At 38.4% G+C, this 26664-nt stretch carries 23 protein-coding genes; 21 read left to right on the forward strand and 2 right to left on the reverse strand.

Features of this window, described 5'->3' with window-relative positions; all coding sequences use genetic code 11:
* Window positions 1-28 precede the first annotated feature (28 nt).
* From ABC255_RS03975 to ABC255_RS04005, 7 genes are all read left to right on the forward strand, one after another.
* Entirely contained in the window at window positions 29-1279 is a 1251-nt protein-coding gene (locus ABC255_RS03975; protein WP_412991478.1) for a M20 family metallo-hydrolase, read from the forward strand.
* An 8-nt stretch (window positions 1280-1287) separates the two neighbouring features.
* The gene (locus ABC255_RS03980) at window positions 1288-2076 is read left to right on the forward strand and encodes a dihydroorotate dehydrogenase electron transfer subunit (RefSeq protein ID WP_412991480.1); all 789 of its coding nucleotides are present in this window, start codon (window positions 1288-1290) and stop codon (window positions 2074-2076) included.
* Complete coding sequence (locus ABC255_RS03985; RefSeq protein ID WP_412991482.1) at window positions 2073-3020, forward strand: dihydroorotate dehydrogenase; 948 nt, start codon at window positions 2073-2075, stop codon at window positions 3018-3020. The genes ABC255_RS03980 and ABC255_RS03985 overlap by 4 nt, the downstream gene beginning before the upstream one ends.
* Window positions 2998-4389 carry a dihydroorotase gene (locus ABC255_RS03990; protein ID WP_412991483.1) on the forward strand — a complete coding sequence of 464 codons (1392 nt, stop codon included), beginning with the start codon at window positions 2998-3000 and terminating at the stop codon, window positions 4387-4389. Before ABC255_RS03985 ends, ABC255_RS03990 begins: the two co-directional genes overlap by 23 nt.
* Window positions 4390-4414: 25 nt before the next feature.
* Entirely contained in the window at window positions 4415-4591 is a 177-nt protein-coding gene (locus tag ABC255_RS03995; protein WP_412991485.1) for a hypothetical protein, read from the forward strand.
* A gap of 176 nt (window positions 4592-4767) precedes the next feature.
* Window positions 4768-5028 (forward strand): hypothetical protein, encoded by a 261-nt coding sequence (locus ABC255_RS04000; protein WP_412991487.1) that lies wholly within the window; start codon window positions 4768-4770, stop codon window positions 5026-5028.
* Window positions 5029-5204: 176 nt separating this feature from the next.
* Complete coding sequence (locus ABC255_RS04005; RefSeq protein WP_412991488.1) at window positions 5205-5708, forward strand: DoxX family membrane protein; 504 nt, start codon at window positions 5205-5207, stop codon at window positions 5706-5708.
* 50 nt (window positions 5709-5758) lie between these two features.
* Here the strand turns inward: ABC255_RS04005 and ABC255_RS04010 are convergent, their stop codons facing one another.
* Together ABC255_RS04010 and ABC255_RS04015 are read right to left on the reverse strand one after the other, a co-directional pair.
* Window positions 5759-6412, reverse strand: coding sequence for a CoA transferase subunit B (locus tag ABC255_RS04010; RefSeq protein ID WP_412991490.1), 654 nt, complete (start codon window positions 6410-6412; stop codon window positions 5759-5761).
* Window positions 6413-6436: 24 nt separating this feature from the next.
* Window positions 6437-7138: a CoA transferase subunit A gene (locus ABC255_RS04015; protein WP_412991492.1), complete on the reverse strand. Its 702-nt coding sequence runs from the start codon at window positions 7136-7138 to the stop codon at window positions 6437-6439.
* A gap of 123 nt (window positions 7139-7261) precedes the next feature.
* On the opposite strand from ABC255_RS04015, the gene ABC255_RS04020 reads away from it, so the two are divergent.
* The 14 genes from ABC255_RS04020 to gcvPB all read left to right on the forward strand — a co-directional run bounded on the left by ABC255_RS04020 (window position 7262) and on the right by gcvPB (window position 26643).
* Entirely contained in the window at window positions 7262-8128 is an 867-nt protein-coding gene (locus tag ABC255_RS04020) for a LysR family transcriptional regulator (protein WP_412991494.1), read from the forward strand.
* Between the two features lie 417 nt (window positions 8129-8545).
* Complete coding sequence (locus ABC255_RS04025) at window positions 8546-9784, forward strand: ABC transporter substrate-binding protein (RefSeq protein WP_412991496.1); 1239 nt, start codon at window positions 8546-8548, stop codon at window positions 9782-9784.
* Window positions 9785-9904: 120 nt separating this feature from the next.
* A complete protein-coding gene (locus ABC255_RS04030; protein ID WP_412991498.1) occupies window positions 9905-10843 on the forward strand; it encodes a carbohydrate ABC transporter permease in 939 nt (312 codons plus the stop codon).
* Entirely contained in the window at window positions 10840-11661 is an 822-nt protein-coding gene (locus tag ABC255_RS04035; protein WP_335461860.1) for a carbohydrate ABC transporter permease, read from the forward strand. Before ABC255_RS04030 ends, ABC255_RS04035 begins: the two co-directional genes overlap by 4 nt.
* A 21-nt stretch (window positions 11662-11682) precedes the next feature.
* Window positions 11683-14745, forward strand: coding sequence for a glycoside hydrolase family 2 TIM barrel-domain containing protein (locus ABC255_RS04040; protein WP_412991500.1), 3063 nt, complete (start codon window positions 11683-11685; stop codon window positions 14743-14745).
* 76 nt (window positions 14746-14821) lie between these two features.
* Window positions 14822-16504: an amylo-alpha-1,6-glucosidase gene (locus tag ABC255_RS04045; protein ID WP_412991502.1), complete on the forward strand. Its 1683-nt coding sequence runs from the start codon at window positions 14822-14824 to the stop codon at window positions 16502-16504.
* A complete protein-coding gene (locus ABC255_RS04050; protein WP_412991504.1) occupies window positions 16505-17386 on the forward strand; it encodes a DMT family transporter in 882 nt (293 codons plus the stop codon).
* Window positions 17387-17433: 47 nt separating this feature from the next.
* Window positions 17434-18432 carry a LacI family DNA-binding transcriptional regulator gene (locus ABC255_RS04055; RefSeq protein WP_412991506.1) on the forward strand — a complete coding sequence of 333 codons (999 nt, stop codon included), beginning with the start codon at window positions 17434-17436 and terminating at the stop codon, window positions 18430-18432.
* Between the two features lie 70 nt (window positions 18433-18502).
* Window positions 18503-20197 (forward strand): sensor histidine kinase, encoded by a 1695-nt coding sequence (locus ABC255_RS04060; RefSeq protein WP_412991508.1) that lies wholly within the window; start codon window positions 18503-18505, stop codon window positions 20195-20197.
* A 5-nt stretch (window positions 20198-20202) separates the two neighbouring features.
* Entirely contained in the window at window positions 20203-21345 is a 1143-nt protein-coding gene (locus ABC255_RS04065) for a response regulator transcription factor (protein ID WP_412991510.1), read from the forward strand.
* Between the two features lie 144 nt (window positions 21346-21489).
* Window positions 21490-22755, forward strand: coding sequence for an ABC transporter substrate-binding protein (locus ABC255_RS04070; RefSeq protein ID WP_412991512.1), 1266 nt, complete (start codon window positions 21490-21492; stop codon window positions 22753-22755).
* Between the two features lie 59 nt (window positions 22756-22814).
* Complete coding sequence (locus tag ABC255_RS04075) at window positions 22815-23594, forward strand: SDR family NAD(P)-dependent oxidoreductase (protein WP_412991514.1); 780 nt, start codon at window positions 22815-22817, stop codon at window positions 23592-23594.
* Between the two features lie 59 nt (window positions 23595-23653).
* Window positions 23654-25039 carry an aminomethyl-transferring glycine dehydrogenase subunit GcvPA gene (gene gcvPA, locus ABC255_RS04080; protein WP_412991516.1) on the forward strand — a complete coding sequence of 462 codons (1386 nt, stop codon included), beginning with the start codon at window positions 23654-23656 and terminating at the stop codon, window positions 25037-25039.
* Between the two features lie 29 nt (window positions 25040-25068).
* Window positions 25069-26643 (forward strand): aminomethyl-transferring glycine dehydrogenase subunit GcvPB, encoded by a 1575-nt coding sequence (gene gcvPB, locus ABC255_RS04085; RefSeq protein WP_412991518.1) that lies wholly within the window; start codon window positions 25069-25071, stop codon window positions 26641-26643.
* Window positions 26644-26664 lie beyond the last annotated feature (21 nt).

Raw genomic sequence — 26664 nt, forward strand, 5'->3', positions numbered from 1 at the left:
ATAATGATGAATGATGGGGGACACTCGAATGAATGAATTCGAAAGATACCAAAATTTACTTAATAAGATCAATCAGTATACATCTGGTGAAAAAGGAATTACGAGAATTGCTTATACAAGTGTAGAACAAGCGTGCCTGCATGCGTTGATACGCATGTGTAAGGATGCAAAAATGAAAGTTAGACTAGATAACGCTGGAAACCTGATTGCAAGAAGAGATGGAAGGAATAATGACCTGCCGCCTGTGGTGATGGGCTCCCATATTGATTCCGTTTATCAGGGAGGCAAATATGATGGGGTGGTTGGAGTGACCGCGGCCCTTGAAATTATCAACCGTCTGAATGAAAAGGGAATTGAAACCGAACACCCAATTGAAATTATTTCTTTTGCCTGTGAAGAGTCCTCCCGCTTTGGTGTTTCGACGATTGGCAGTAAGGCAATGGCAGGAAGAATTAATAAGGAAAGATACCGGCATTTAAAAGACCGTGATGGAATATCGATGGAAAAGGCATTTTCACTTTGTGCCTTAGATTTTAATAGTATTGATGAAGCAAACAGGGATGGAGAGGTCTTTAAGGCCTTTTTCGAACTTCATATTGAACAAGGACCCGTGCTTGAAAAAGAACAAAAAAAAATTGGTATTGTGACAGGTATTGCGGCACCGGCGAGATATATCGTTAAAATCATTGGAAAAGCGTCCCACTCGGGAACTACTCCAATGTCAATGAGAAATGATGCCTTTCTTGGTGCAGCAGAGATTGCATTGGAGCTTGAAAAGGCTGCAAATCTAGAACAAAACCATGGCACAGTTGCTACTGTCGGTGTACTAGATGTTATGCCTGGAGCCATGAATGTTGTACCAGGGGAAGTAGAGATGAAAATTGACATTCGTTCCTCTTCAACACAATCAAGACAGCGGGTGTTAGAGCATTTGCAAAAATCGATTTCTGCCGTTAAACAACGACGTGAACTGGAAATTGAAAGCATCGAGATTAGTATGGAGAATCCGGTATTGCTCTCCCAAGAGATCATTGATTTACTTAAAAACCTTTGTGAGGATAAAAATTTGCCTTATAAAATCATGCAAAGTGGCGCAGGACATGATGCGATGAATATGACAGGATTTGGACCAGTCGGTCTGATTTTTATTCCGTCAGTAGATGGAATTAGCCATCATCCAAACGAACATACCGAAATAACTGATATTTTAGCAGGAATTGATTTGTTGGAAGCAACAGTCCTGCAATATTCCAATGCTTATCCATCATGTTACAAGTAGGTGATTAGATGAATTTAACAAAGGCAAAAATTATCTCGAATGAACAAATCAGTCTTCGATATTGTCATATGAAGATTGCCATTCCTGATTGGAGTGTATCAGAGGTCCAAGCAGGGCAGTTTTTTCATATTCGAACTACCGATGATTTTTCACCATTGTTAAGACGTCCGTTCAGCATTTATCGCATAAATGAATTAGATAATACGTTGGAATTTCTATATCTAGTAAAAGGAGCTGGTACAAAGAGACTAGCCGAAAGGAAGCCAAACGAGCTTCTAGATATTTTTGGTCCTTTGGGAAATACTTTTACCATTCCGGAGATGTCCAGAGGTCTTATTTTAGTGGCTAGAGGAGTTGGTATTGCAACTTTATCGGCCCTTGCCTTTGCGGCTGGAAAAAAGGGAGTTCCGTGTTTTGCGATATTAAGTGCACGAACAAAGGAAGATATTTTGGTTGAAAAAGAACTGAATGAAGCAGGTATTAAGACGTTTCTCGTCAACGATCTAGATGGTACAAGTGACCTGGCAAACGTAAAGGTGATGGCAGAAGAACTCATTAACAGCAAGCAAGTTGATTCCATCTATACATGTGGTTCGAAAAGGTTATCGATTCTGATGAAGGATATGGCAGAAAAACATCAACTTTTTGCTGAAATTGCCCTCGAGGAAAATATGGGTTGTGCGATGGGCGCATGTTATGCATGTGTTTGTGATATCAAGGAAGGTAATGAAATTCAGACGATACGTATTTGCCAGGATGGTCCCGTGCTTCCATTGAAAAAGGTGGTGCTGTCATGAGTCATTTAGAGGTTTCTATTGGAAGTCTAAAATTGAAAAATCCGATTATGCCTGCCTCTGGGACATTTGGCGAAGAAATGATGAAGGTGATTGATTTTAATCAGCTGGGTGCCCTCCTTCCAAAAAGTTTTACAAAAAGTGTTCGAAAAGGGAATGCAACACCACGGATTTGTGAAACAGTGGGAGGGATGATCAATTCCATCGGGATTCAAAGCAAAGGGATTGATTATTACCAGAATGTGACGGTACCCTTTTATTCGCAATTTTCCAGCCCACTGATTTCAAGTATTTCAGCAGACAGTATAGAGGAATTTGCGGAAGTCAGTGAGAAAATTGCTGCCATGAAGGAAGTGGCAGCATTGGAACTGAATATCTCTTGTCCAAATTTAAAAAATAACGGGCTAGCATTTGGAATGGATGAGGAAGCCACACGGAAGCTAGTGAAAAGTGTTCGGCAAGTAACCGATAAACCGATTATCGCAAAGTTATCTCCGAATGTAACGAATATAGGAGTTATTGCTTTGGCAGCTGAAGATGGTGGCGCAGACGCCCTAACAGTAGCAAATACCTTTATTGCGATGTCGATTGATGTTCACACAAGAAAGCCGAAAATCGCCAATGTTATCGGCGGGATATCAGGTCCGGCAATTAAACCGCTTGTGGTCAGGCTGATTCATCAGGTATATCAAGTTTCATCTCTACCAATTATTGGCTGCGGGGGTGTAATGTGTGGCGAGGATGCCATCGAAATGATCCTTGCTGGAGCAACAGCAGTTCAAGTTGGGACGGCTAATTTTGTTAATCCAACTGCTATGGTTACAATAATAGAAGAAATTGAGAATTATATGAGGCAGTACAAAATTGAAAATATTACAGATTTAATTGGGCAAGTAATTTTACCTGAAGGAGCGAATCATAAAAATGATATGGGATCATGTAATTAAAAATGGATATATTTATAATGGAACTGATTTTATAAAAGGTAACCTATATATTAATGATGGAAAAATTTCAGCCATCTCTGAGAATGAGTTGGAAGGTGAGGCCAAGAAAACGACAGATGCGAACGAAAAGTATGTCCTACCTGGTTTTATTGATACTCATGTTCATTCAAGGGACCCTGGAGCTACCTATAAAGAGGATTTTTATTATAGTACCCAAGCAGCAGCTGCGGGTGGGGTTACTACCGTGTTTGAAATGCCAAATACAAATCCACCAATCAATAATGTAGAGAACCTATATAAGCAGAAAGACAATCTTACTCCAAAGGCTCATGTAGACTTTGGTATTTGGGGAATCTGCCTTGGTGATTTAAACCGAACTGAAATCTTGCCTCTTCATGAAGCGGGGGTAATCGGGTTTAAATTTTTCTGGGGGTATGCAATCAACAGCGAAACCTTCCAGTTGGCTTATAATTATAAAGAAGGCGATGAAGGTGTTATCCCGCCGCTTCCAGATGGCGAAGTATATGACATTTTCAAGGAAGTTGAAAAAACGGGCCAAATCCTAGCGATACATGCAGAAAATAATGAGATTATCCAGAGACTGACAAAGCAGGTTGAGGATTCAGGCAGAAGAGATTATGAAGCATTGCTTGAAGGCAGACCAAACCTTGCAGAAGAAATGACGATTCAATCAGGGATTGCGATGGCTAAAAAACTTGGGACACGTTTGCATATTCTTCATGTTAGCACGGGTGAAGGAGTGAAATTAGTCCGCCAGGCACAGGCTGAAGGCTACCCGATTACATCGGAAACTTGCCCGCATTTTCTCTTTTTAAGTAATGAGGATTATGAAAAAGTTGGACCGCAAATGAAGGTGTACCCACCTGTTAAGTACAAGAAGGATCAGGATGAATTATGGCGTGGAATTCAAGATGGAACTGTCAGCATCGTGTGTTCTGATCATGCTCCCCATACTGAGGAAGAAAAGGATGGAGATCTCTGGTCGATTCCTGCTGGCATGTGCGGAGTGGAAACCCTTGCACCGCTTCTATTAAACGCCGTAAGTGAAGGCAAAATTACACTGAAACAAGTATGTGATGTATTATCGGAAAATCCAGCTAAGCAATATGGAATTTATCCAAATAAGGGTTCACTTTCTGTTGGGACCGATGCAGATATCACAATTGTTGATATGAATGCAGAAATGATTATTAAAAGAGAGAACCTGCATAGTAAAAGCAAGGTTACCGCATTTGACCAGTTCCCAGTAAAGGGTGTTCCTGCAGCAACCATCGTCAGAGGAGTTACCGTGATGGAAGAGGGACAAATTGTTTCAGAGCCTATTGGCCAGATGATTAAGCCGATATAATATTATTGTGAAAGGGGTGAATACGTTGGATAAAGTAGAAAAGGTTAAAAAACTATCCGAGTTATTTGAGTTAGTCCAATATTATTATGAATACCGTGACATTCCTAGTAAAGGAAACGAAAACTTCTTTTCAAAAGTGCAGGATTGTTGCCAGGCACTTGAGATCGATTTTACAGAGTTTAAAAACGAGTTTAAATTATAAGTGGTGCCTGTCACCATAAAATTTAGAGCGTACGTGGACGTAAGGTCCATTTACGCTTTTTTTATTAATTTTTTTGACTCTGATAACCTTTTTGAAAATTTTGGGCTTTAATAGGGCTTTTCTGGTATAATTTTATTTTAAGAATAAACTTTTGAACATAGCAGGGAGAGGGAGTTTTGGAAGGTTTCTTTGGTCTAGCATTAAATATTATTCTCACTATTTATTTAGTAATTGATTCTAAAAAGCATGGTAAAAATCCTATTCTATGGGGAATTCTAGGTTTCGTTTTTGGTGCCATTGCTTTAGGAATCTATTTGATTAGAACAGATAGAAAGTTAATCGGCTGGATCGTTACCATTCTTAGTATTATAGGCTATTTAGCTCTAATTCTAATCGTTGGCTTGGCAATTCTATTTACAGTCGCAGGATTTTCATAAAAAAAGGAAGGGGAAACCTTTCCTTTTTTATGTGGCAACGATAAGAGCAGTTCAACGTTCCGTCATATCTTTTCAAACAAACTGTGAACTTAACACTATACCCATGTTATTAACTATTGAAATCCAATATAGTGTAAGTATAAAGAACAACCAAATATTGAAAGGCGGAATGACTTATGTTTAACAACTTTTTAAGAGAAAATAAAATTTCAGCAGCTATTTTAACTATTATTCGTTTATACCTTGGCTACTCTTGGCTCACAGCAGGTTTTCATAAATTAACAGGCGGCTTTGACGCTTCAGGCTTCTTAAAAGGTGCAACAGCAAATCCCGTTAAGGGCCCAGATGGCACCATGGTATATGCTTGGTATGTAGATTTCTTAAAGCACTTTGCCCTGCCAAATATTGATGTCTTCAACACCATCGTTCCTTGGGGTGAAACATTGATCGGCTTAGGACTTTTACTAGGATGTTTAACAACAGCAGCTATTGTTTTTGGTCTAGTGATGAACTTCAGCTTTTTCTTAGCAGGAACTGTATCTCATAACCCAACAGACATTTTCTTAGGCTTCATCATCTTAACAGCAGGTTACAACGCTGGTAAATATGGTTTAGACTATTGGGTAGCACCATTCATCAACAAAACAGTTAGAAAAAACAAAGCAAAAGTAACAGCATAAATGCAGGCAGTAAAAAGACGATTCGGTCCCCTCGAATCGTCTTTTTTAATCTATCGTACTTCAGTAAGTAGTTCTGACACTGTGAATGTGGCTTCTGTTTTTTGTTTCACTTCTTCAACCGTGACTCCGCTAGCTGTTTCAATCAGGACCATGCCATTTGGTGTAAAATCAAAGACAGCGAGATCGGTAATGAGACGATGTACAACCTGTTTACCTGTAAGTGGAAGAGTACATTCTCTCTTAATTTTAGATTCTCCGTGCTTGTTGACGTGCTCCATAATAACGACAACCCGTTTAGCTCCATTCACAAGGTCCATCGCCCCGCCCATTCCTTTGACCATCTTTCCTGGAATCATCCAGTTCGCAAGATCACCATTTTCGGACACTTCCATGCCGCCAAGGATGGCAAGATCAATATGGCCGCCGCGAATCATCGCAAAGGATTCAGCGCTGTCAAAAAAGGAAGATCCCGGAACGGTTGTAATCGTTTCTTTTCCAGCATTAATCAAATCAGGATCTTCCTGACCATCTATCGGGTAAGGGCCAATACCAAGCAGTCCGTTTTCCGACTGTAATAATACGTTGAAATCCTGAGGAATCTCATTTGCTACAAGTGTCGGCATTCCGATTCCAAGGTTAACATTCATTCCATCCTTAATTTCCTCAACCGCTCTTTTTACAATCGTTAAACGAGTGTCACTCATTTTCATCCGCTCCTTTTTATGGTATTATGCCTGAACAACAGTCCGGCGCTCAATGCGTTTTTGATAGTTGGTGCCGACTAAAATACGCTGCACGTATATTCCTGGTGTGTGAATTTCATCTGGATCGAGCTCTCCTGCCTCAACGATTTCTTCCACTTCTGCAATCGTAATTTTGCCCGCCATCGCTGCGAGTGGATTGAAATTGCGTGATGTCTTACGGTAAACGAGGTTTCCTAGCGTATCGGCTTTCCACGCTTTCACAAGAGCGAAGTCCCCAACAATTCCGCGTTCAAGCAGATACGTTCTTCCATCAAACTCTTTCACTTCTTTCCCTTCAGCAATCGGGGTTCCAATACCTGTTGCTGTATAAAATCCTGGGATACCTGCACCGCCAGCTCGTATACGCTCAGCTAAGGTGCCTTGTGGAGTCAATTCCACTTCTAGTTCACCACTTAAAAATTGCTTTTCAAAAATTTTGTTTTCTCCTACATACGATGACACCATTTTTTTAATTTGCCTGTTTGCTAGGAGCAGCCCTAAACCCCAGTCATCAACGCCACAGTTGTTACTGACGACCGTTAAATTTTTCGTACCTTGTTCCTTTAACGCTTGAATCGCATGCTCTGGAATGCCGGATAAACCAAAGCCGCCGACGATTAGAGTTGCACCATCCTGAATATCTGAAACCGCTTCCGAAAATGAAGTAAACACTTTACTGTTTTTCACAACTATCCCCTCCGTTTATTCTGAATATTCTATTACCTAATAGTTTACAGGCAGTTTATTTATAAGTAAAATACATAAAAAGAATAAATAGTATGAATATCTGGAATAAATGGAGGAGCTAACTTGGAACTTCGTGATTTGAAATCATTTATTGAAGTGGTCATTCATCAAAGTTTTACAAAAGCGGCGGCAAATTCCTATCTATCACAGCCTTCTTTCAGTAAGGCGGTGAAAAAGCTAGAAGAGGAATTGGAGGTAGAATTGTTCGACCGCTCAACCCGCCATTTACGGTTAACTGACGCTGGACAAATTGTATATGAGCAAGCACAAAAAGCATTGGAGTCCTTGAATGAAATCACCATCCTGCTTGATGACTTAAAGAATGTCGTTTCAGGTGAAATCAGAATAGGGATTCCACCGCTGATTGGAACTTTGTTTTTTCCAAATATAGCTACACGGATTCAGGGGAAATACCCTAACGTTTCCCTGCACTTAGTGGAACGCGGTGCAAAACTTATCGGTCAGCTGGTTGAAAACGGACAAGTCGACCTCGGTATTATCGTACTCCCAGCAGATACATCAAAGTTTAATGTTCAGCCCTTTATCACCGATGAGTTTGTTCTTTATGTACATAAAAAGCACCCACTGGCAATGCGGAGTACCGTTGATATCAGCGAATTAAAGGAAGAGAAGTTTATTCTGTTTTCAGATGAGTTTACATTACATGACTATATAAAAAATGTTTGTATGGAGGCAGGTTTTATTCCAGAGGTCTCTTATCAGAGTTCACAGTGGGATTTAATATTAGAACTTGTTTCTTCCGAGTTTGGCATAACACTACTGCCAAGGTCTATTTACAGCAAGCAAAATAACCCAAACGTTCAAATTGTTCCACTAGCTGAGCCAACATTACCGTGGAGACTTGGCATTATCACGAAAAAAGAGGCATACCACTCGTTTGCTTTGAGAGAAGTTTTAAAGATGTTTTAAGATAGAACGGCAAACCTCTGGGTAAAGGATTTTAAAAGGTGATTTTCAGTTCTAACTGAAATTGCCTTTTTTATTTTGCGCTCGTTTAGTAAAAATGTGGGATATCTCTTCCCAGGTATTTTGGTGTTAGGTAAAACTCTCCTTTATAATATCAATTTTTACTAAAATTGATTGGTAGTTTCTTTATTGAGATTATAGGTAGGTAATGGATTATTTTACCTAATATTCCAAAGGATTCTATCAAAACTCCTGGGGTTAATCATATTTTACTAAGATAATATAGTATAATTCTACCGGACTAAAGCGTTTGTTAATTATAAATATATAAAAATATTTTTAGTAAAATTTATAATGAAAGCATTTACTTTTAGTAAAACTGTAATTATAATAATCCTATAAACTACTAGGAGGGATAGAATGAACGTACCAAAGAAATTGAAATTGTTTTTTCTTTTTACTATTGTAGCAACATTGCTTTTATCTGCTTGCAGCTCTTCCGATACAAACGGGGATAAAGCTGAGGATGGAAAAGTTAAGTTAAGGTTTGCAACTTGGGATGTAGGTGATGATGTCGAGCTGCAACAAGGGTTAATTGATCAATTCAATGCTGAAAATAGTGATATAGAAGTAGTTTTGGAAGCGTACGGCGGCGATTATGACACGAAAATAACTGCTGGTATTGGGGCTAAGGATGCTCCAGATATCATGTATATGTGGAATTACCCTCAATATAAAGATGCTTTAGAACCGCTTGATTCTTATATAAAAGATAGAGGGGAAGAATACAAGAGTAATTTCTATGAAGCATTATGGAACTATAACTCTGTTGGAGAGGATATTTACGGTCTTCCAGTGGGTTATACTACGCATGTTGTTTACTATAATAAAGATTTATTTGATGCAGCAGGACTTGAATATCCAAAAGCTGGCTGGACATGGGAAGATTTACAGCAAGCAGCTAAGAAGCTAACAGATAAAGAAAAGAAGATTACTGGATTTGCTTTCCCAGGTCAACCGGACCCCTATGATTTTGAAATGTATTTATGGGGCAATGGTGCTTCTTATGTAGACAGCAAAGGCAAATTAGATGGAAACTTGAATTCCAAAAAGTCAATTGAAACGTTTACAATGTTCCAAAATATGTTGGAAGACAGTATCGCGATTACCACTGAAGGCTACGGTGATACCGAGATGAAAACAGGCAGAGTAGGTATGCTTATTAACGGCGCTTGGTATCTGTCCGCATTTAAGGAAGCTGGTATTAACTATGGTGTGGTTGAAATTCCATCATTTGGAGATAAGCCAAGTGCAAGTATTGTTAGTTCTTCTGGTATTGCGATGTCAAAGGATTCTAAGCATAAAGAAGCGGCATTTAAATTTATGGAGTTTTGGACAGGGGAACAAGCAAATAAAGCACGACTCTCCTTTGAACTTCCAGTATTAAAAAGCGTAGTTGAATCAGAAAAGCTGCAAGAAGATCCAATAAAGAAGGTCTTTTACAACATGCTGGAACAAAGTGAAGGGTATACACCAACATCGTTTGTAACAGAGGACTGGAGTAAGTTGTCAGATGATTTAAGTTTAGTCTTTGAACAAATCTTTAATCCAAGTACACGTGTTGATCCTAAAGAAGCTTTAAATAGTGTAGCTAAGTAAGATTGTCCATTGATCTGAATGAGAATATATCATGGCAGCATGATATATTCTCATTTTTAAAAAATTTAAACGAAACTGGATTTCATATTCTATAAAGGTCAAACCATTAGAGGGAAAAGTATGTTTACTAAAAAGAACAAACCAAAAAAATTCACATTAGTCCGTAAAAGAGTGCCCTTTTTATTTATTTTACCTTGGATCATCGGCTTTATTGTTTTTACTTTAGGCCCTTTAGTTTTTTCGTTAATCATGAGTCTATTTGATTGGCCAATTGCTGGCGAAGCGAAGTTCATTGGACTTGATAACTTTAAGAAGATGTTTACGGCTGATCCCCAATTTTATGATTCGCTTGCCATCACCTTGAAGTTCGCATTAATATTTGTTCCATTAAACCTCTTTGTTGCTTTAGTGCTCGCACTGCTTATTACGCAGCCAATCAAAGGAATTAAGATCTTTAGGACCATCTTCTATTTACCGGCCGTTGTATCCGGTGTGGCGGTGTCGATTATATGGGGTTGGATGTTTAACTCTGAGTATGGAGTTTTAAATTATATATTATCTTTACTTGGTATTGAAGGACCAAACTGGCTAATTGATCCTAAGTGGGCAATCGTTACCATTGTGATTGCAAGTGCATGGGGCGTTGGTACGATGATGTTAATTTTCTACACGGATATAAAAGGAATTCCACATGAAATGTATGAAGCTGCATCCATTGATGGAGCAGGTCCCATCAGGCAGTTTGTTAGTATTACGATTCCTACCATTACACCAACCATCCTATTTAATGTCATCACTTCTGTCATCGCCGCATTACAGCAATTAACGTTAGTGCTGCTATTAACAGGTGGCGGACCATTAAAATCGACCTATTTCTACGGACTATTTGTTTACAACAATGCCTTTAAGCATCATGAACTCGGTTATGCGAGTGCAAATGCTTGGTTTATGTTTATCATCATCCTGATATTGACGATGATCATCTTTAAGTCATCCTCTGCATGGGTATTTTATGAGGCTGAAGTGAAAAAGGAAAGAAAAGGAAGGAAAAGAAAATGAAGATAACCCGAAAACATAAAATCATTGTTTATAGCATTCTTGTCCTCTTTTCTCTTTATTTCCTATTTCCGTTTATATGGGCTTTAATTACGGCACTTAAATCAGAAGCAGAAGTATTTAGCTTTCCACCTAAATTTGTACCTGATGTACCGCTATTTAGTAATTTTATGGATGCCTGGAATAGCCAGCCCTTTGGGACGTATTTTAAGAATTCAATGATTGTTACCGTGTTGACGACAATCGGTCAGATTATATCCTGTTCCTTAGTTGCGTACGGCTTTGCTAGGTATGACTTTAAATTTAAAAATATTCTCTTTATCCTGCTACTATCCACCATGATGATTCCTTGGGATGTTACGATGATTCCACTTTATATGGAATTTAACATGTTTGGTTGGATCAATACATTAAAACCATTAATCATCCCTGCCTTCTTTGGCTCAGCGTACAATATCTTTTTACTAAGGCAGTTTTTAATGAATATTCCTAAGGATTTAGAAAATGCAGCGAGAATTGATGGAGCAAATGAATTTCAAATCTTTTATAAAATTTTCCTGCCAATCATGAAGGCTCCTTTAACCTTAATTGCTGTATTAAATATTATTTTAGTTTGGAATGACTACTTAGGACCACTTATTTATTTGAATGATCAATCTAAATATACGATGGCACTTGGTTTGGCATCATTCCAAGGTGTACATGAGCTTCAAATTATTCCAATTATGGCGATGACGCTTGTTATGATCATTCCGCCAGTCATCGTTTTTGCCTTTGCGCAGAAATATATTGTTGAAGGAATAAGCGGCTCAATCAAGTAATAAAGTTCGGAGGAAGAGAACATGCAACGTGAAATGAAGAGATGGGAAAATATCCATCTTACGGCACTAAACAGGCTTCCGGCACATACTGATTTTTACAGATACCGTGCATTCGATGAGGCATTACAATTTAATAAAGAAAATAGTAAGGGATATACGTCACTTGATGGTGAGTGGAAGTTTCTGTTCTTGGAAGCTCCTGAATTTTCACCAGTTACCTTTGAAACAGAAGAATTCGATATTGCGGATTTAGATGATATCGCGGTGCCGTCTTGCTGGCAATTACAGGGATATGGAAATATGCATTATACAGATGTGTTATACCCATTTCCGATAAATCCGCCATTTGTGCCTCAGGTTAATCCGACAGGCATTTATTTCAAAGAAGTTTATATAGAAGAAATAAATGAACAAGAAAAAATCATTGTTAAATTTAACGGTGTGGATTCAGCCTTTGATCTCTATGTGAATGGTCATCATGCAGGCTATAGTAAAGGCTCTAGAATGCCATCAGAGTTTGATGTTACTGAGTACCTCCGTAATGGAAAAAATAGATTTACAGTTAGAGTTTACCAGTTTTCAGATGGAACCTACTTAGAAGACCAGGATATGTGGTGGCTTTCAGGGATTTTTAGAAGTGTGGAACTCTATAGAGTGAATAAAGATACGCTTCAAGATGTGTACGTTGAAACATTACCGGATGAAGATTTTAAAGATTTTACGCTAAAAGTAACCGGGAAGTTTCTCACGAGTGAAATTCAGTCAGTAAATGTGAAGCTTTTTCAGGGAGAGAATTTGGTAGATTCCTTCCCAGTTGAAGTGGCTAATGGTGAATTCCAAGTGTTAAGAAAAATGATTGATCCATTATTATGGAATGCGGAGGAACCAAATCTCTATATCGCTGTTTTGGAGTATCATTTAACAGATGGAGAAAAGGAAATTGTTCCGCTCAGATTTGGTGTAAGATCAATCGATATTATTGATAATGAAATGAGAGTAAACGGAAAGAGAATCTTCTTTAATGGTGTAAATCGACATGATTTTAATCCGAGAATGGGCAGAACCGTAACCTATGAAGATATGCTTCAGGATGTCATCTTAATGAAGAAGCATAATATAAATGCTGTAAGAACCGCCCATTATCCTAATAATGATGCTTTTTATGATCTCTGTGATGAATATGGACTTTATGTCATTGATGAAGCAGATCTAGAGTGCCATGGCTTTGAAAACACGGGAAATTATAACTGGATCAGTGATAATGAACTATGGGAAAAGCAGTATGTAGATCGTGCCGTTAGAATGGTGAAAAGAGACCGAAATCATCCAAGCGTCATTATTTGGTCCTTGGGCAATGAATCTGGTCAGGGTAGAAACTTCACAGCAATGTACCAAGCAATAAAAGAAATTGATTCTACTAGATTGGTCCATTATGAAGGAGATCGTCATGCTGCTTATAGTGACATGTATACCACGATGTACACGAGATTAAAGGCACTTGAAGAAATTGGGCAAGATTCCGAAGGCAAAAAGCCGCATATCTTATGTGAATATGGCCATGCAATGGGAAATGGACCTGGCGGGCTGACAGAATATCAAGAAGTGATGAGGAAGTATCCACGATTACAGGGTGGATTCGTATGGGAATGGTATGACCATGGCATCGAACGTTTAGATAAAAATGGAAATACTTACTACTTATACGGTGGGAATTACGGAGATTTCCCTACAAATGGAAATTTCTGCATTGATGGACTTGTATTCCCAGACCGGACACCATCACCTGGACTGATTGAGTACAAGAAGGTTATTGAACCGATTGTGACTGAGGCGTTTGACCTAACTCAGCTCAAGATTAGAATAAGAAACAGGTATGATTTTAGAAACCTAGAAGGAATTCAGGTGAACATTAAGGTAGAATCCTTCACTCGTTTAATAGAAGAAAAGAATATTAATCTTCCATCTATTAACGCACAGGAAGAAATGGAATTGACGCTGCCAATTAATCTTGCAGAAGCCCTAAATTACGATAATGTCCGTATTAAATTAAGTTATTCTGAACCAAATAGTACGAATTATGCAAGTGAAGGTCATCTTATCACTAGTGAGAGTTTCTTGCTTGAAGCAACAGAGGTGAAGAAAATCGTACTGCCAGAAAACCAATTCAATCATGAAAACATCTCTATTGAAGAGAATCGAACACAACTTATTCTTGAAAATGATACGTTTAAAACTGTTTTCTCAAAACTTCATGGAATTCTCGTTTCCTACCAACTAAATGGAGAAGAGATTATTCAGAAGGGGCCTGAGCTTACCCTCTGGAGAGCTGCCATTGATAATGATATGTATAAGAAAAACGATTGGATCAATAAGTACTTCCTGAAAAATGCAAAGGAACAACTATCGTCCTTCTCTTATCAAGTGAACGAAGGCTATGTAGATATTGAAATCATAAAATATTTATCCAGCGTGAATCAAGCATGGGGCTTTGAATTGTTTTACCAGTATCGAATCACTCAAAGTGGGGTATTAAATCTCCAATTGAAAGGCAGTAAAGTTATTAGAGGAAAAGAAATACCTGAAATGCTGCCAAGAATAGGGATTACGTTGCATGTAAACAAAGATTATAATGATGTGACATGGTATGGCAGAGGCGATTCTGAAAGTTATCAAGATAGTAAGAGAAGCCAAAGTATTGGCCTTTATCATAAAAGCGTAGAGGAAATGCACACGGATTATGTTTATCCACAGGAAAATGGTTCAAGATGTGATACTTCTTTCTTAGCTGTAACGAAGGGGAATCAATCCATCCTCTTTAACTTTAAAGAGATTAGGGATTTTACCATTCATGACTATGAAACAAGTGCCTTAGAAGAAGCAACGCACCGAGGTGAAATTAAAAAATCGCCATTCCATGTGTTAACCATCGATTATCGACAAAGCGGTCTTGGCAGTAATAGCTGTGGGGAGGAACAACTTCCATCCTATCGAGTAGGAATTGAAGACTTTGAAATCAGTCTGGAAATTAGGAGCATTCCTAAAGATGATTTAGTAGAAGAGAGTAAATGTTTTAGAGCTAGATAAAATTTCAAAGGCAGGGGAAACCCTGCTTATTTGAAATGATAAAGCTGTAGACTATCATAATTCAAGGAGAAATAGGATGAAATTAGACATTAAAGAGATACCATTTTCCAGATTTGGATCCTATTTTTGCATCTCGCAAGAAAAGGATTCAGAGGCTGTATATATAAGGGACGTTCACGGCGGTGATGACGCGCCATCCAAGCTTTTTCAAGTGGATCTATTAAAAGATGGAGTTGAAATGGATTACGTAGTACGTGCTTCGGAGATTTCCACTTCCTTCTATATTAATGACCAACCGGAGTGTGTTGCAGAAATCATCATACCCGAAGAAGATGAACTCCATATTGAAGTACAGGATGTAGAACTTAGGCTGCGAGCGACAAAGGGAAAATATGATTCTTTAATGGAATTGGAAGATGGAATGTACGAATACCACATCTATCCTAAGGAATTAAAATTAATGATCATGAATCTAAATGGTGATATGTCTATTGATGCACCATGGAATATTATCGGAAATGATTATATTGATATGCGCTTGAAAAATGGACATTTCGTAATCGAAAGCTATCGAACCGTTTATCATAAAAAGAAATACCTCCCTTTTAGCCAAGGAAAAGAACAAGTCGATATGCTTTACAAACAGTGGTTTGATTCTATGAGAAAGGGCTATGATCAAACTGACTATCACCTCTCCTTGGAGAAGGCTTCTTATATTACATGGTCAAGCGTCGTACATCCGGATGGAGTCCTTAAGGATTATGCAATGTATATGTCTAAGCTGTGGATGTATAATATTTGGTCGTGGGATAACTGCTTTAACGCATTGAACTTAGGAGAAAGGTATCCAGAAATCGCCTATGCTCAATTAAAGATTTTCATGGACACACAAGATGAGTCGGGCGCTTATTCGGATTTTGTGAATGACAAATTTATTTCGTACAATTGTATAAAGCCGCCTATTTTTGCCTATGTCTATGAACAGTTAATGGAGCGAAATGATTACTTTAAGGACGAACAACGGTTAAGAAATGTGTATGAGTCTACAAAAAAAGTCATGACCTATTATGAAAATTATCGTACTTTTCATGGCAGACTGCCACACTATAAACATGGGAATGATTCTGGATGGGATAATGCTTCCCTCTTTCATGCGGGGATGCCCGTGGAAGCACCAGACCTTGCTAGTTTTTTAATTCGTTCTTTTGATATCCTCTCCTCCTTTGCAGAAATTCTGGGAGAAGTCGATGCGGCAGGGAGATTTAAGAAGCAAGCAGACTCTTTATTTAACCTATTACTTGAGCGACTTTATGATGGTGATGGCTTTTATGGGCGAGTGGGCAAAAATAGTGAGAAAATCGCGATTAGAAGCAGTTTAATTTTAAGACTGCCAGTATTGATCGGTTATCGCTTTGATAAAACCATTATGGATAGCTTGGTGTCAGACCTTGAAATCAATTTTGAAACGAAATTTGGTCTCGCTACTGAGAGTGTAACAAGTAACTATTATCGGGAAAATGGGTATTGGCTCGGTCCTATCTGGGCGCCAGTTACTTACCTGTTTATCCATGCATTAAAGAAAAATGGCTACAAAGAGGTTGGAAATCGTCTCAGAGATAAGTTTTTAGACCTTACGCTTATAGGCGGGATGGCTGAAAACTTCGATCCGCTTACTGGAAAAGGGTTAGTGGATACATCCTTCACATGGACATCAAGTGTATTTCTGCTGCTGTTAGAAGATCAGCTTAGGGGGGATTAAATGCAAAAATATATGGGAGAAATCGCTCTTACGATTACAGCGATTATATGGGGAAGCGGATTTGTTGCAAGTAGCATCTCCTTGGAGTACTTTACACCCTATCAAATTTTAGCAGGGAGATTTTTAATAGGGGCCATTGTTTTAACCGTAATTTTCCATAAAAAGCTGAAAAATATTAATAAAAGTACTATGATAAAAGGGGCTGTACTAGGGATCTTTTTATATTTGGCCTTTGCACTTCAAACAGTAGGACTTCAATTTACGACACCTTCAAAAAATGCCTTCTTAACGGCTGTGAATGTCGTGATTGTTCCTTTTATTGCATTTGTTATATATAAACGGAAAATTGATATGTATGAACTAATGGGTGCTATTTTGGCTATGGTTGGCGTCGGCATATTATCACTTAAACTCTCTGCTGAAATCAACATTGGGGATTTACTGACACTAGGCTGTGCTTTTGGATTTGCATTCCATATATTCTTTACTGCAAAATATGTAAAAGATTCAGACCCTGTCTCATTAACGCTTATTCAAATGATGACAGCCGCGATAATCGGAATGATCGTTGTTCTTTTCAAGGGAGAAACTTCCTTTGTTTTTGAAAAGGAAGGAATGTTCTCACTGCTTTACCTGGGGATTTTTTCAACAACGATCGCGTATCTATTGCAAACCGTTGCTCAAAAAATGATAACAGAAACAAAAGCTGCGATTATTCTTTCCACAGAATCGTTTTGGGGAATGGTATTTTCCGTTGCGATTTTGGATGAAGCTATGACCATTAAAATGGTGATTGGTGCCATTCTTATTCTAACTGCCATCATCATTTCAGAAACAAAAATGCCTTTTTTAAAAAAGAATAAACTAAAGGAATTAACCTAATTGAATAGGAATAGCAAGATAAAAAAACAAGTAGGTAGGGAGAAATAATGGCCACTATAAAAGATATAGCCAACTTAGCTAATGTTTCAATCACTACCGTATCAAGAGTATTAAATTATGATGAAACATTAAATGTCTCACCAGAAACGAGAAAAAGAGTGTTTGAAGCGGCTGAGGAGTTAGCCTATGTGGTAATTCCGAAGAAGAAGCAAAAGAGTAAATGGAGAATAGGGTTATACGATTCTTTCTCACTCGAAGAAGAATTAGTAGATACCTATTACTTGTCCATAAGGGTCGCCTTGGAAAAAAAACTGAAAAGTAAAGGCATTGACTTTTTCAGAATTGACAAGGAAGGCAATGAGGAGAATCTTAAAAAAATTGATGGAATCTTATGCCTTGGGACCTTCAAAAAAAAGGATATTGAAAAAATTAAAAGTTTTCATAAACCTTGTGTCTTTGTTGATTCCAATCCAGACGAGTATTATTATGATTCCGTTGTGATTGATTTCAATTCTGCCACCAGAAATGCTCTAAACTACTTAACTGAACTAGGTCATGAAAATATTGGCTTTATTGGTGGAGTAGAAACAGATATGTATGGGAATCGATTTAAAGATTTACGACAGGATGTTTTTGAAAATTATTTAAAAGAAAAAGGTATTTTTAAAGAAGAATTAGTGAAAATTGGTGGATATGATCCGAAGGATGGTTATACCAATCTAAGAGAAATGTTAGGATCTGAGCCTAAGCCGACGGCTGTTTTTGTTGCGAATGACACGATTGCAGTCGGCTGCTATAAAGCTGCTTATGAACTAGGGGTCAAAATTCCTGATGAACTAAGCATTGTTGGTTTTAATGATGTCGCTACAGCCCAATATATGGTTCCGCCTTTAACGACGGTTAAACTCTATACAGAAATCATGGGTGAAACTGCTGTTGACTTACTGGTAGAAAGGCTCTCCTCAAAAAGGGAAGTCAGTAAAAAAATCACCATAAATACGAAGTTAATTGTAAGAGAAAGTGCTTCCGTACCTCAAAAGAAATAATGCTATATTGGGGTGCCGGGACACTCCTCTTTTTTATGTCCACATTTTGTTTTACAAGGTGGAGAAAACTTTGAAAAAACTTGCAACTAAAATAAAAAACTGTTCTTTTCGAAGCATTCGTACAAAAATGGTGCTGTTTTTCCTCATAGTTGCCCTGTTTCCATTACTGTTATTTGGATTCCTATCCTATGGAAAGTCTTCTGAAATTGTGAATAAACAATTTAATGAATATGAGCAATTTGCTGTTTCTCAACTCGATAAACAAATCGAAAATATATTTGAGCAAATGTATGTCGTTTCGAAAGATATTAATCAGTATTTATCGGATCCAACCTTGGTCATCTTACAGGAAGAAATCCCGAGAACGTATACAGGGTTTATTGGAATCAAAAACTTTGAAAGATATATAGAGGCACATAAAACGTATGACACAAAGGGAATCTATTTAATTACCAATACAGGTTATTATTATGGAAATAGTCGCTTGGATATACATAATCTCTTTCAAAAGCCATTTTGGAAAGAGATTAATAGCTTAAAAGAAGGAGATCTCTGGATAGGGTTTTATAATTCTGACCATTATTACACTGGTAAAAAAGATGAAAAAATTATCGGACTTGTTTTTCCAATTGAAAGTGATTTTGGGGTATTGAAAGGAAGTAAACTGTTAGTTGAAACAAATGCGGAGGAGCTGTTCTCTTATATTGGTTTTCTAGAAAATGATCTTTACGCTTCTATCACTCTTAAAAATGGTAAGAACCAGGTGGTCTATAAGACAAAAAATGCTCCGAAGGAATTGACAACAGATATTATCTGGAACAACCACTTTGATGCCTATGGATGGGATATCCATGTTCGCATACCTCAAGAGTATTATTATCAATCATCAAATGTGATATTACGTTATACGATAGCGGCTATTTTATTTTCCATCATCCTTGTATCCTTGCTCGCTTTCATATTTTCTGTTCCGCTTACGAAGGGAATTAAAAGTCTAAATTACTCGATGAAGAGAGTCAGTGAAGGAAACTTAGACACACAGATAACCGTTACTTCTAATGATGAATTAGGAATTTTATCTCAAAGCTTTAATGTTATGGTCAATCAAATTAAGGAATTAATCGAGAAAAATAGCATGACTGAACGTTTAAAAAGACAAGCAGAATTAAGGGCTTTTCATTATCAAATAAACCCTCATTTATTATTTAATACCTTAAACTCGATCCAATGGAAGGCAAGGATCTTAGGAGCAAAGGAAGTTCAAGAGATGATCTACCATTTAACAGAGGTTCTGCATGAAAATTTAAATTTTGCTGATGAGTTAATTCCGTTAAAAAAGGAACTCCAGACGATCAAACATTATTTGAAGGTTCAAGAGATACGTTATGGCCAAACATTTGAATATATAGAGAATATTCATTCGGAATGCTTGGACTATTTAATCCCTAGGATGACTCTCCAGCCATTGTTTGAAAATATCTTTTTCCATGCATTTGAAGATGGCGAAGGAAGTATTGAACTAGTGGTGACCGTTAAACCTGAATATCTAGAACTTACCTTAGCTGATAACGGCAAAGGTATGAATGAAGAATCCATTGAAAAGCTTCTCAACCCGAATCATCATGGTGGAAATGGGAGGGGAATTGGTGTTTATAATGTCGACCAACGAATAAGGCTTCACTTTGGAAATGAGTACGGCTTATCAATCGAATCAGTTGTGGGTGTAAAAACAATCTTTAGCATTAAATGGCCGAAAAGGAGATAACGTTGATGATAAAGGTATTAATTGCAGATGATGAACTCATTGTTAGAAAAGGATTAATCGCAACGGTAGATTGGGAGAAATTTGGCATGGAGGTAATTGCTGATGCACCTAATGGACAAAAAGCTTGGGAGCTCTTTCAGCAGCATTGCCCCGATGTAGTCATAACCGATATTGTCATGCCTGAAATGAATGGAATTGAGCTTGCTAGAAACATAAAACAGAGTTCCCCAACTACCAAAATATTATTATTAAGCTGCCATCGAGACTTCACTTTTGCACAGGAGGGGATGAATATTGGTGCTTCTGGTTATATTTTGAAAACAGCCTTTAGTGACCACCAATTTGAAGAATACCTTGGACGCATTGAAAATGAAATTAATCAAACCAATATCCAAAATTCCTATGATTCATCCTATCTAGCAAAGGAATTCTATGAATGGTTATGTGACTTTGAAAATTCCTTTCCCAAGCTAGTGGAGGAGCTGTTTTCCAATGAGTGGAATTGGATGGAGAATCCTTATTTTATTTATTTAATTACCGGACTAAATAGCAGCGAGTTTTTTCAGAAGAAACTGTCTTTTGGGGAAAAGCAATTTGCTTTGATTCCTTGCGGGCATGATCAAGCCTTTATTTTTATCAAGGAAAAGTCAAAAGCAGATTTTGAACATCTTCTAGTTGAGGCTAGAAGTATGGAATCCTCTATTCGTTGGAAGGATCACGGTCCAAATCGAGGAATGAATGAATGGATGGATGGAGTGACAAATCTTTTTCGCAGGTTCAAATTTGGTAAACAATTTAAGGTTTCGATGGAGGATTGGCCATTCCCCATTCATAAGGCTGTTCAAATCATGATCCAAGATTTAGATCAATCTTTTTCATCAAGCTATATTGCCAATGAAGTGGGCTTAAGCAGGAGTCATTTTAGCACCATGTTTAAAAAGACAGTTGGAGAAAGCTTTATTACCTTTATAGAAAAGCTGAAAGTCAAAGCTGCGTGTGAACTTCTTGAAAATACTTCGCTTCCTTTACAAAATATTGGTGAAAAAATAGGCATTCAGGATGGAAAATATTTTAGCAAATGGTTTAAAAAATGTATGGGTACGACACCTTCAGAATATCGACAGGACAAAAAGCAGAATGAAAGCTAACAAAATTCCCTATCATGCATCGCTTTGAGAAAATTCGAACAATAGTACAAAAAGAATAAGATGATAGTAAGTTCTAGACCGCTTTCATTCGAGTTATAATGAAAGCGGTTTCTGATATCTTGAAAGGAAAAAGAGGAGCTAGTGATGAAGAAATTCTGGATGACTTTTCTGACACTCATTTTAGTATTTGTTATGGCTGCCTGCTTAGACCATCAATCTAACAGCGGGGCTAATCAAACAAGGAAAGAAAATAACGAAAGAATAGTTCTTCGTTTTGCAACCTGGGATTCAGGCGAAGCACTAAAAATTCAAGAAACAATTGCTAAAAAATTTGAAGAAAAACATCCATTTATAAAGGTGCAAATGGAGGCCTATGGAGATGAATTTGATCAAAAGCTGGCTGCTGCATTTGGTGCAAAAAACCCTCCAGATGTCATGTATATGTGGAATTATCCAGCCTATTTTCAATCACTTGAACCACTTGAGAATTTTATTAAAAAAGATCCCACAATCGACTTGAATGATTTTTACCAGGGTCTCTTTAACTATTCGACTATGTATCGAAAACTGTATGGTATGCCAGCCGGTTTTACAACAAGAGTGGTCTATTATAACAAGGATTTATTTGATGCTGCGGGTGTCCCCTACCCAAAGGATGGCTGGACATGGGATGACTTTAAAAGTGTGGCAAAGCAATTATCTAATCCTGCTATCAATCAGTATGGATTCGGAGTAAGACCAGAACCAGATACGTATGACCTCCAAGGCATTGTTTGGAGTAATGGCTTAAGCTTCATTAGTGACGATGGAAAGAAAATCGATAGCTATATGAATAGCCCAGAAACCATTGAATCAATCAAAATGTTTGCAGACATGGTCAAGGAAAAAAGCGCAGTGCTTGTTGGCGGTAAAAATCAACAGAGTGGTGAAGAGTTTTTTAAAACAGGCAAGATTGCCATGTGGGAAAGCGGAATTTGGCCATTGGAAGAGTTTAAAAAAGCTAAGGTAAACTTTGGAACAGTTGAAATGCCTGCATTTAAAGGAAAACCAGTAAGAGGTATTATTTCTTCTTCAGCGATTTCGATTGCAAAGGATTCAAAAAATAAAGATCTAGCATGGGAATTTGTGAAATTTTTCTCCTCCCCAGAAGCAATAAAAATGAGAACAGCTGATTTACCTGTCCGTATCAGCATGGTGAAAGAGTTGAAAACAGATCAGGACCCATTACTTGGGCCATTCTACAAAATGCTAGAAAGATCTAATGCTACACCAGCGTATCTGCTGACTAAGAATTGGGATGAAATCAATCGAAATTTATCGTCAGCAATAAATGCCATCATGCTGGAACAGGATGCGAAAGAATTATTGAACAATGCCGTTATAGATTCAGAGAAATATATGGGGCAGTAAAAAAGGGTTTAGAGATTTTCTACTATAGATCAAATCAATTTTTATCAGGAGGTATTAAGATGATAACTCAAGATTATTTCGGTTTAGAGGATAAGGTGTGTGTTGTAACAGGTGGGGCATCAGGGATTGGGCTAGCTGCTGCAACACTTTTAGCTGAAGTTGGCGCTAAGGTGATTATGGTAGATATTAATCAAGAAAACGGTCAAAAGGCCGTGGCTGAGTTACAGAGGAAAGAATATAGGGCGGAATTCTTACAATGTGATGTAAGTAATGGAAACGATTGTATCGCCGTAAGAGATCATATCGAAAAAAAATACGGTACCATCGATGTCCTTTTTAACAATGCTGGTGTTATCAGAAGAAAAACAGTTGTTGATTTGGAAGAGTCGGATTGGGATTTAGTCATAGATGTCTCCTTAAAAGGAATTTATCTCCTTTCTAAATATTTAATTCCTCTTATGGCTAGTGGCGGCGGAGGAAGTATCATTAATACCGGCTCTGGATGGGGGATAAAAGGTGGAGACCAGGCAGCTGCTTATTGTGCGGCCAAAGCTGGAGTCGTGAATTTAACTAAGGCAATGGCCATTGACCATGGACCGCAAAATATTCGTGTGAACTGTATTTGTCCAGGTGACACCGATACTCCGTTATTACGGGATGAAGCGAAGCAATTACAGTTGAAAGAGGATGATTTTTTAGTATCTTCTGCTAAAGGCCGGCCATTAGAAAGACTTGGAACGCCAAGGGATATTGCCAAAGGAGTATTATTCCTTGCAAGCGACTTGTCAGAATGGGTAACAGGTACTGACCTTATTATTGATGGAGGCGGTTTAGCCTGATTTTTTGTAATATTGGGAATTAACTATTTATCACTTCAAACTACAAGGAGGTAATTTTCATGACACAAAAGGTACACCCTTATATACCGAATATGGTGCCAGAAGTACAAGCAGAAATGCTGAAGGTAATTGGCGCTGAATCCATTATGGAACTATACTCAGGCATCCCAGAGGAGCTACAGCTTAAAGGAGATCTAAAACTGCCGCCATCCTTAACGGAGTACCAGCTTAGACGCCATATTGAAGGAATTCTAAATAAGAATACAAGTGCAAAGGAATATTTGAATTTCCTAGGAGCTGGCTGCTGGCAGCACTTTATCCCCGCAGTTTGTGATGAAATTAATCAGCGTTCAGAATTTTTAACGGCCTATGCGGGGGAACCGTACGAGGACCATGGACGTTTTCAGGCACTTTTCGAGTATCAAAGTTTACTAGCTGAATTAGTAGATATGGATGTTGTAAATGTTCCAACCTTTGACTGGGGGCAGGCGGCAGCAACATCGATTAGAATGGCAGCCCGTATCACCGGGAGGAAGAAAGTCTTACTAGCCAAAACCGTTGCACCCGAACGAAGCAAAATTATCATCAACTACGGAACGCCGGCATTAGAATTTGAATTTGTTCAATTTGATACGAAATCAGGGGCAATGGACTTAGAAGACTTACGAGAAAAATTAACAGAAGATGTTGCAGCCCTTTATTTTGAAAATCCATCCTACCTAGGATTTATTGAGGCACAGGGAACAGAGATTTCTAATCTATTAAAGGAAAACGAAACACTAATGGTAGTTGGAGTCGACCCGATCTCTCTTGGCGTACTGGCACCACCAAGTCATTATGGAGCTGATATTGTTTGTGGAGACCTGCAGCCACTTGGTATGCATATGAATTACAGCGGCGGCCAGGCTGGTTTCATTGCCTCGCATAATGATGTGAAAGTGGTCAATGAGTACCCATCCCGATTGTTTGGTATTGTCCCTACGGTGAAAGCAGGGGAATACGGCTTTGGAGATGTGGCATATGAACGGACCTCATTTGCTCAAAGGGAAAAAGGAAAAGAATCCGTTGGAACGCAGACCGCATTATGGGGCATTACAGCAGGAGTTTATTTAGCCTTACTTGGTCCAAATGGTATGCAGGAAGTAGGCCAAACCATTATGCAGAATAGCCAGTATGCTGCTCAAGAATTAAATCAAATTGCCGGTGTAACAGGGTCACGGATACATTCATCATTTTTTAAAGAGTTTATCGTCGATTTTAATCAAACCGGCTGTTCAGTTGAACAAATTAATCAAAGGCTTTTAGAAAAGAAGATTTTTGGTGGAAAGGACCTCTCACTTGAGTTCCCTGAGTTTGGCCAATCAGCATTATTTTGTGTAACCGAGGTTCATACGAAAGAGGATATTGACCAGTTAGTCCAAGCGATTAAGGATATTTTAGCGTAATAACCGAAAGAAGAGAGGAGCATTCAGACATGAAAAGGATTCAACGCACAAGCAAGACACGGGATTTTCATCAAGCAAAATGGAATGAACCGATTATTTTTGAACTCCATCAGCCAGGGGAAAAGGGTGTGGAGCTGCCGCCAGTAAACGAAAAAATCACATTAGCTGTAGGAGATGGAACATCGGCCATTCCAGCAGCAATGCAGAGAACAAGTAAGCCCAATCTCCCTGAAGTTGGTCAAGCGCGGGTATTACGACATTACTTGAGGCTTTCCCAAGAAACACTTGGTTCGGATTTTAATGTAGAAATCGGCCAAGGAACCTGTACGATGAAGTACATTCCAAAAATAAACGAATTATTAGTTCGTGATCCAAAAATGATGGAGCTTCATCCATTACAGAGTGAAGATACCGTTCAAGGAATGCTTGAGATTTTCTACAAGCTGGACTTATGTATGAGAGAAATCTCGGGAATGGATTATTTCTCCTTCCAGCCCAGCAGTGGAACGCAAGCACTGTTTGCGATGGCATCCATCGTAAGAAAATACCATGAACAAAAGGGCGAAGGAGATCAGCGGAATGAAATCATTACGACGATTTTCTCTCACCCATCACAGGCAGCAACAGCAGCCGTTAAAGGCTATAAAATTATTACCTTGCATCCGGATGAGAATGGCTTTCCTGATATTGAAAAGTTAAAAGCGGCAGTGTCTGAGCGAACAGCAGGATTTGTTGTAGCAAACCCTGAGGATACAGGCATTTTTAATCCAAAAATAAAAGAGTTTACAGATATTGTCCACCAAGCAGGCGGTCTTTGCTTTTACGACCAGGCGAATGCGAATGGCCTTTTAGGAATCACAAGAGCAAAAGAAGCGGGCTTTGATATGTGTTTCTTTAATCTTCACAAAACCTTTGCTGCCCCGCATATGTGCGGCGGACCAGCAACGGGTGCGCTCGGTGTGACAGCAGAACTGAAAGAGTTCTTGCCAGCCCCAATTGTTCAATATCAGGAAGGGAAATATTCACTCCAATACGATCTAGAGCATTCAATTGGAAAGGTTCGTTCCTTCCATGGCGTAGCTCAAACGGTATTGCGCGCCTATGCTTGGATTCGCGCACTCGGAGCGAGCGGACTTAAAGAAGTGGCGAAAACTGCCGTGTTAAACAATAACTATATGTATCACAAGGTTTTAGCGATTCGCGGCGCGGGTGCACCATATGTCAAAGGACACCGCCTTGAGCAGGTCCGTTATAGCTGGGAGCAGTTAACAAAAGAAACGGGAGTAACTACAGAGGATATTCAGTTAAGAATGACTGATTTCGGTCTCCATTACTGGACTAGCCACCATCCTTATATCGTGAAACAACCGTTTACCCTTGAGCCAACAGAGTCTTATTCAAAAGAGGATTTAGATGAATATATCAATGCACTAGAGCAAATATCCAAGGAAGCATATGAAATCCCAGAAATCATCAAAACTGCCCCGCATAATAGTACAATACACAAAATTGACGAGCAAGATTATTTGGATGATCCAGAGAAATGGTGTATCACTTGGAGAACTTATTTGAAAAAAACAGAAGCACATAATCTAGTGAAATAGTAATAGTGCATTTTTTAAAAA

Origin of the sequence: Neobacillus canaveralius (assembly GCF_047237705.1) — a bacterium.
GTDB classification, from domain to species: domain Bacteria; phylum Bacillota; class Bacilli; order Bacillales; family Cytobacillaceae; genus Neobacillus; species Neobacillus niacini_K.

Coding starts and splice junctions, on each gene's coding strand:
- ABC255_RS03985 (WP_412991482.1), top strand. CDS start 2,073: ATGAGTCATTTAGAGGTTTCTATTGGAAGTCTAAAATTGAAAAATCCG.
- ABC255_RS04065 (WP_412991510.1), top strand. CDS start 20,203: ATGATAAAGGTATTAATTGCAGATGATGAACTCATTGTTAGAAAAGGA.
- ABC255_RS04040 (WP_412991500.1), top strand. CDS start 11,683: ATGCAACGTGAAATGAAGAGATGGGAAAATATCCATCTTACGGCACTA.
- ABC255_RS04050 (WP_412991504.1), top strand. CDS start 16,505: ATGCAAAAATATATGGGAGAAATCGCTCTTACGATTACAGCGATTATA.
- ABC255_RS04035 (WP_335461860.1), top strand. CDS start 10,840: ATGAAGATAACCCGAAAACATAAAATCATTGTTTATAGCATTCTTGTC.
- ABC255_RS03980 (WP_412991480.1), top strand. CDS start 1,288: ATGAATTTAACAAAGGCAAAAATTATCTCGAATGAACAAATCAGTCTT.
- ABC255_RS04070 (WP_412991512.1), top strand. CDS start 21,490: ATGAAGAAATTCTGGATGACTTTTCTGACACTCATTTTAGTATTTGTT.
- ABC255_RS03975 (WP_412991478.1), top strand. CDS start 29: ATGAATGAATTCGAAAGATACCAAAATTTACTTAATAAGATCAATCAG.
- ABC255_RS04010 (WP_412991490.1), bottom strand. CDS start 6,412: ATGAGTGACACTCGTTTAACGATTGTAAAAAGAGCGGTTGAGGAAATT.
- ABC255_RS04055 (WP_412991506.1), top strand. CDS start 17,434: ATGGCCACTATAAAAGATATAGCCAACTTAGCTAATGTTTCAATCACT.
- gcvPA (WP_412991516.1), top strand. CDS start 23,654: ATGACACAAAAGGTACACCCTTATATACCGAATATGGTGCCAGAAGTA.
- ABC255_RS04045 (WP_412991502.1), top strand. CDS start 14,822: ATGAAATTAGACATTAAAGAGATACCATTTTCCAGATTTGGATCCTAT.
- ABC255_RS04075 (WP_412991514.1), top strand. CDS start 22,815: ATGATAACTCAAGATTATTTCGGTTTAGAGGATAAGGTGTGTGTTGTA.
- gcvPB (WP_412991518.1), top strand. CDS start 25,069: ATGAAAAGGATTCAACGCACAAGCAAGACACGGGATTTTCATCAAGCA.
- ABC255_RS04030 (WP_412991498.1), top strand. CDS start 9,905: ATGTTTACTAAAAAGAACAAACCAAAAAAATTCACATTAGTCCGTAAA.
- ABC255_RS04025 (WP_412991496.1), top strand. CDS start 8,546: ATGAACGTACCAAAGAAATTGAAATTGTTTTTTCTTTTTACTATTGTA.
- ABC255_RS04005 (WP_412991488.1), top strand. CDS start 5,205: ATGTTTAACAACTTTTTAAGAGAAAATAAAATTTCAGCAGCTATTTTA.
- ABC255_RS03990 (WP_412991483.1), top strand. CDS start 2,998: ATGATATGGGATCATGTAATTAAAAATGGATATATTTATAATGGAACT.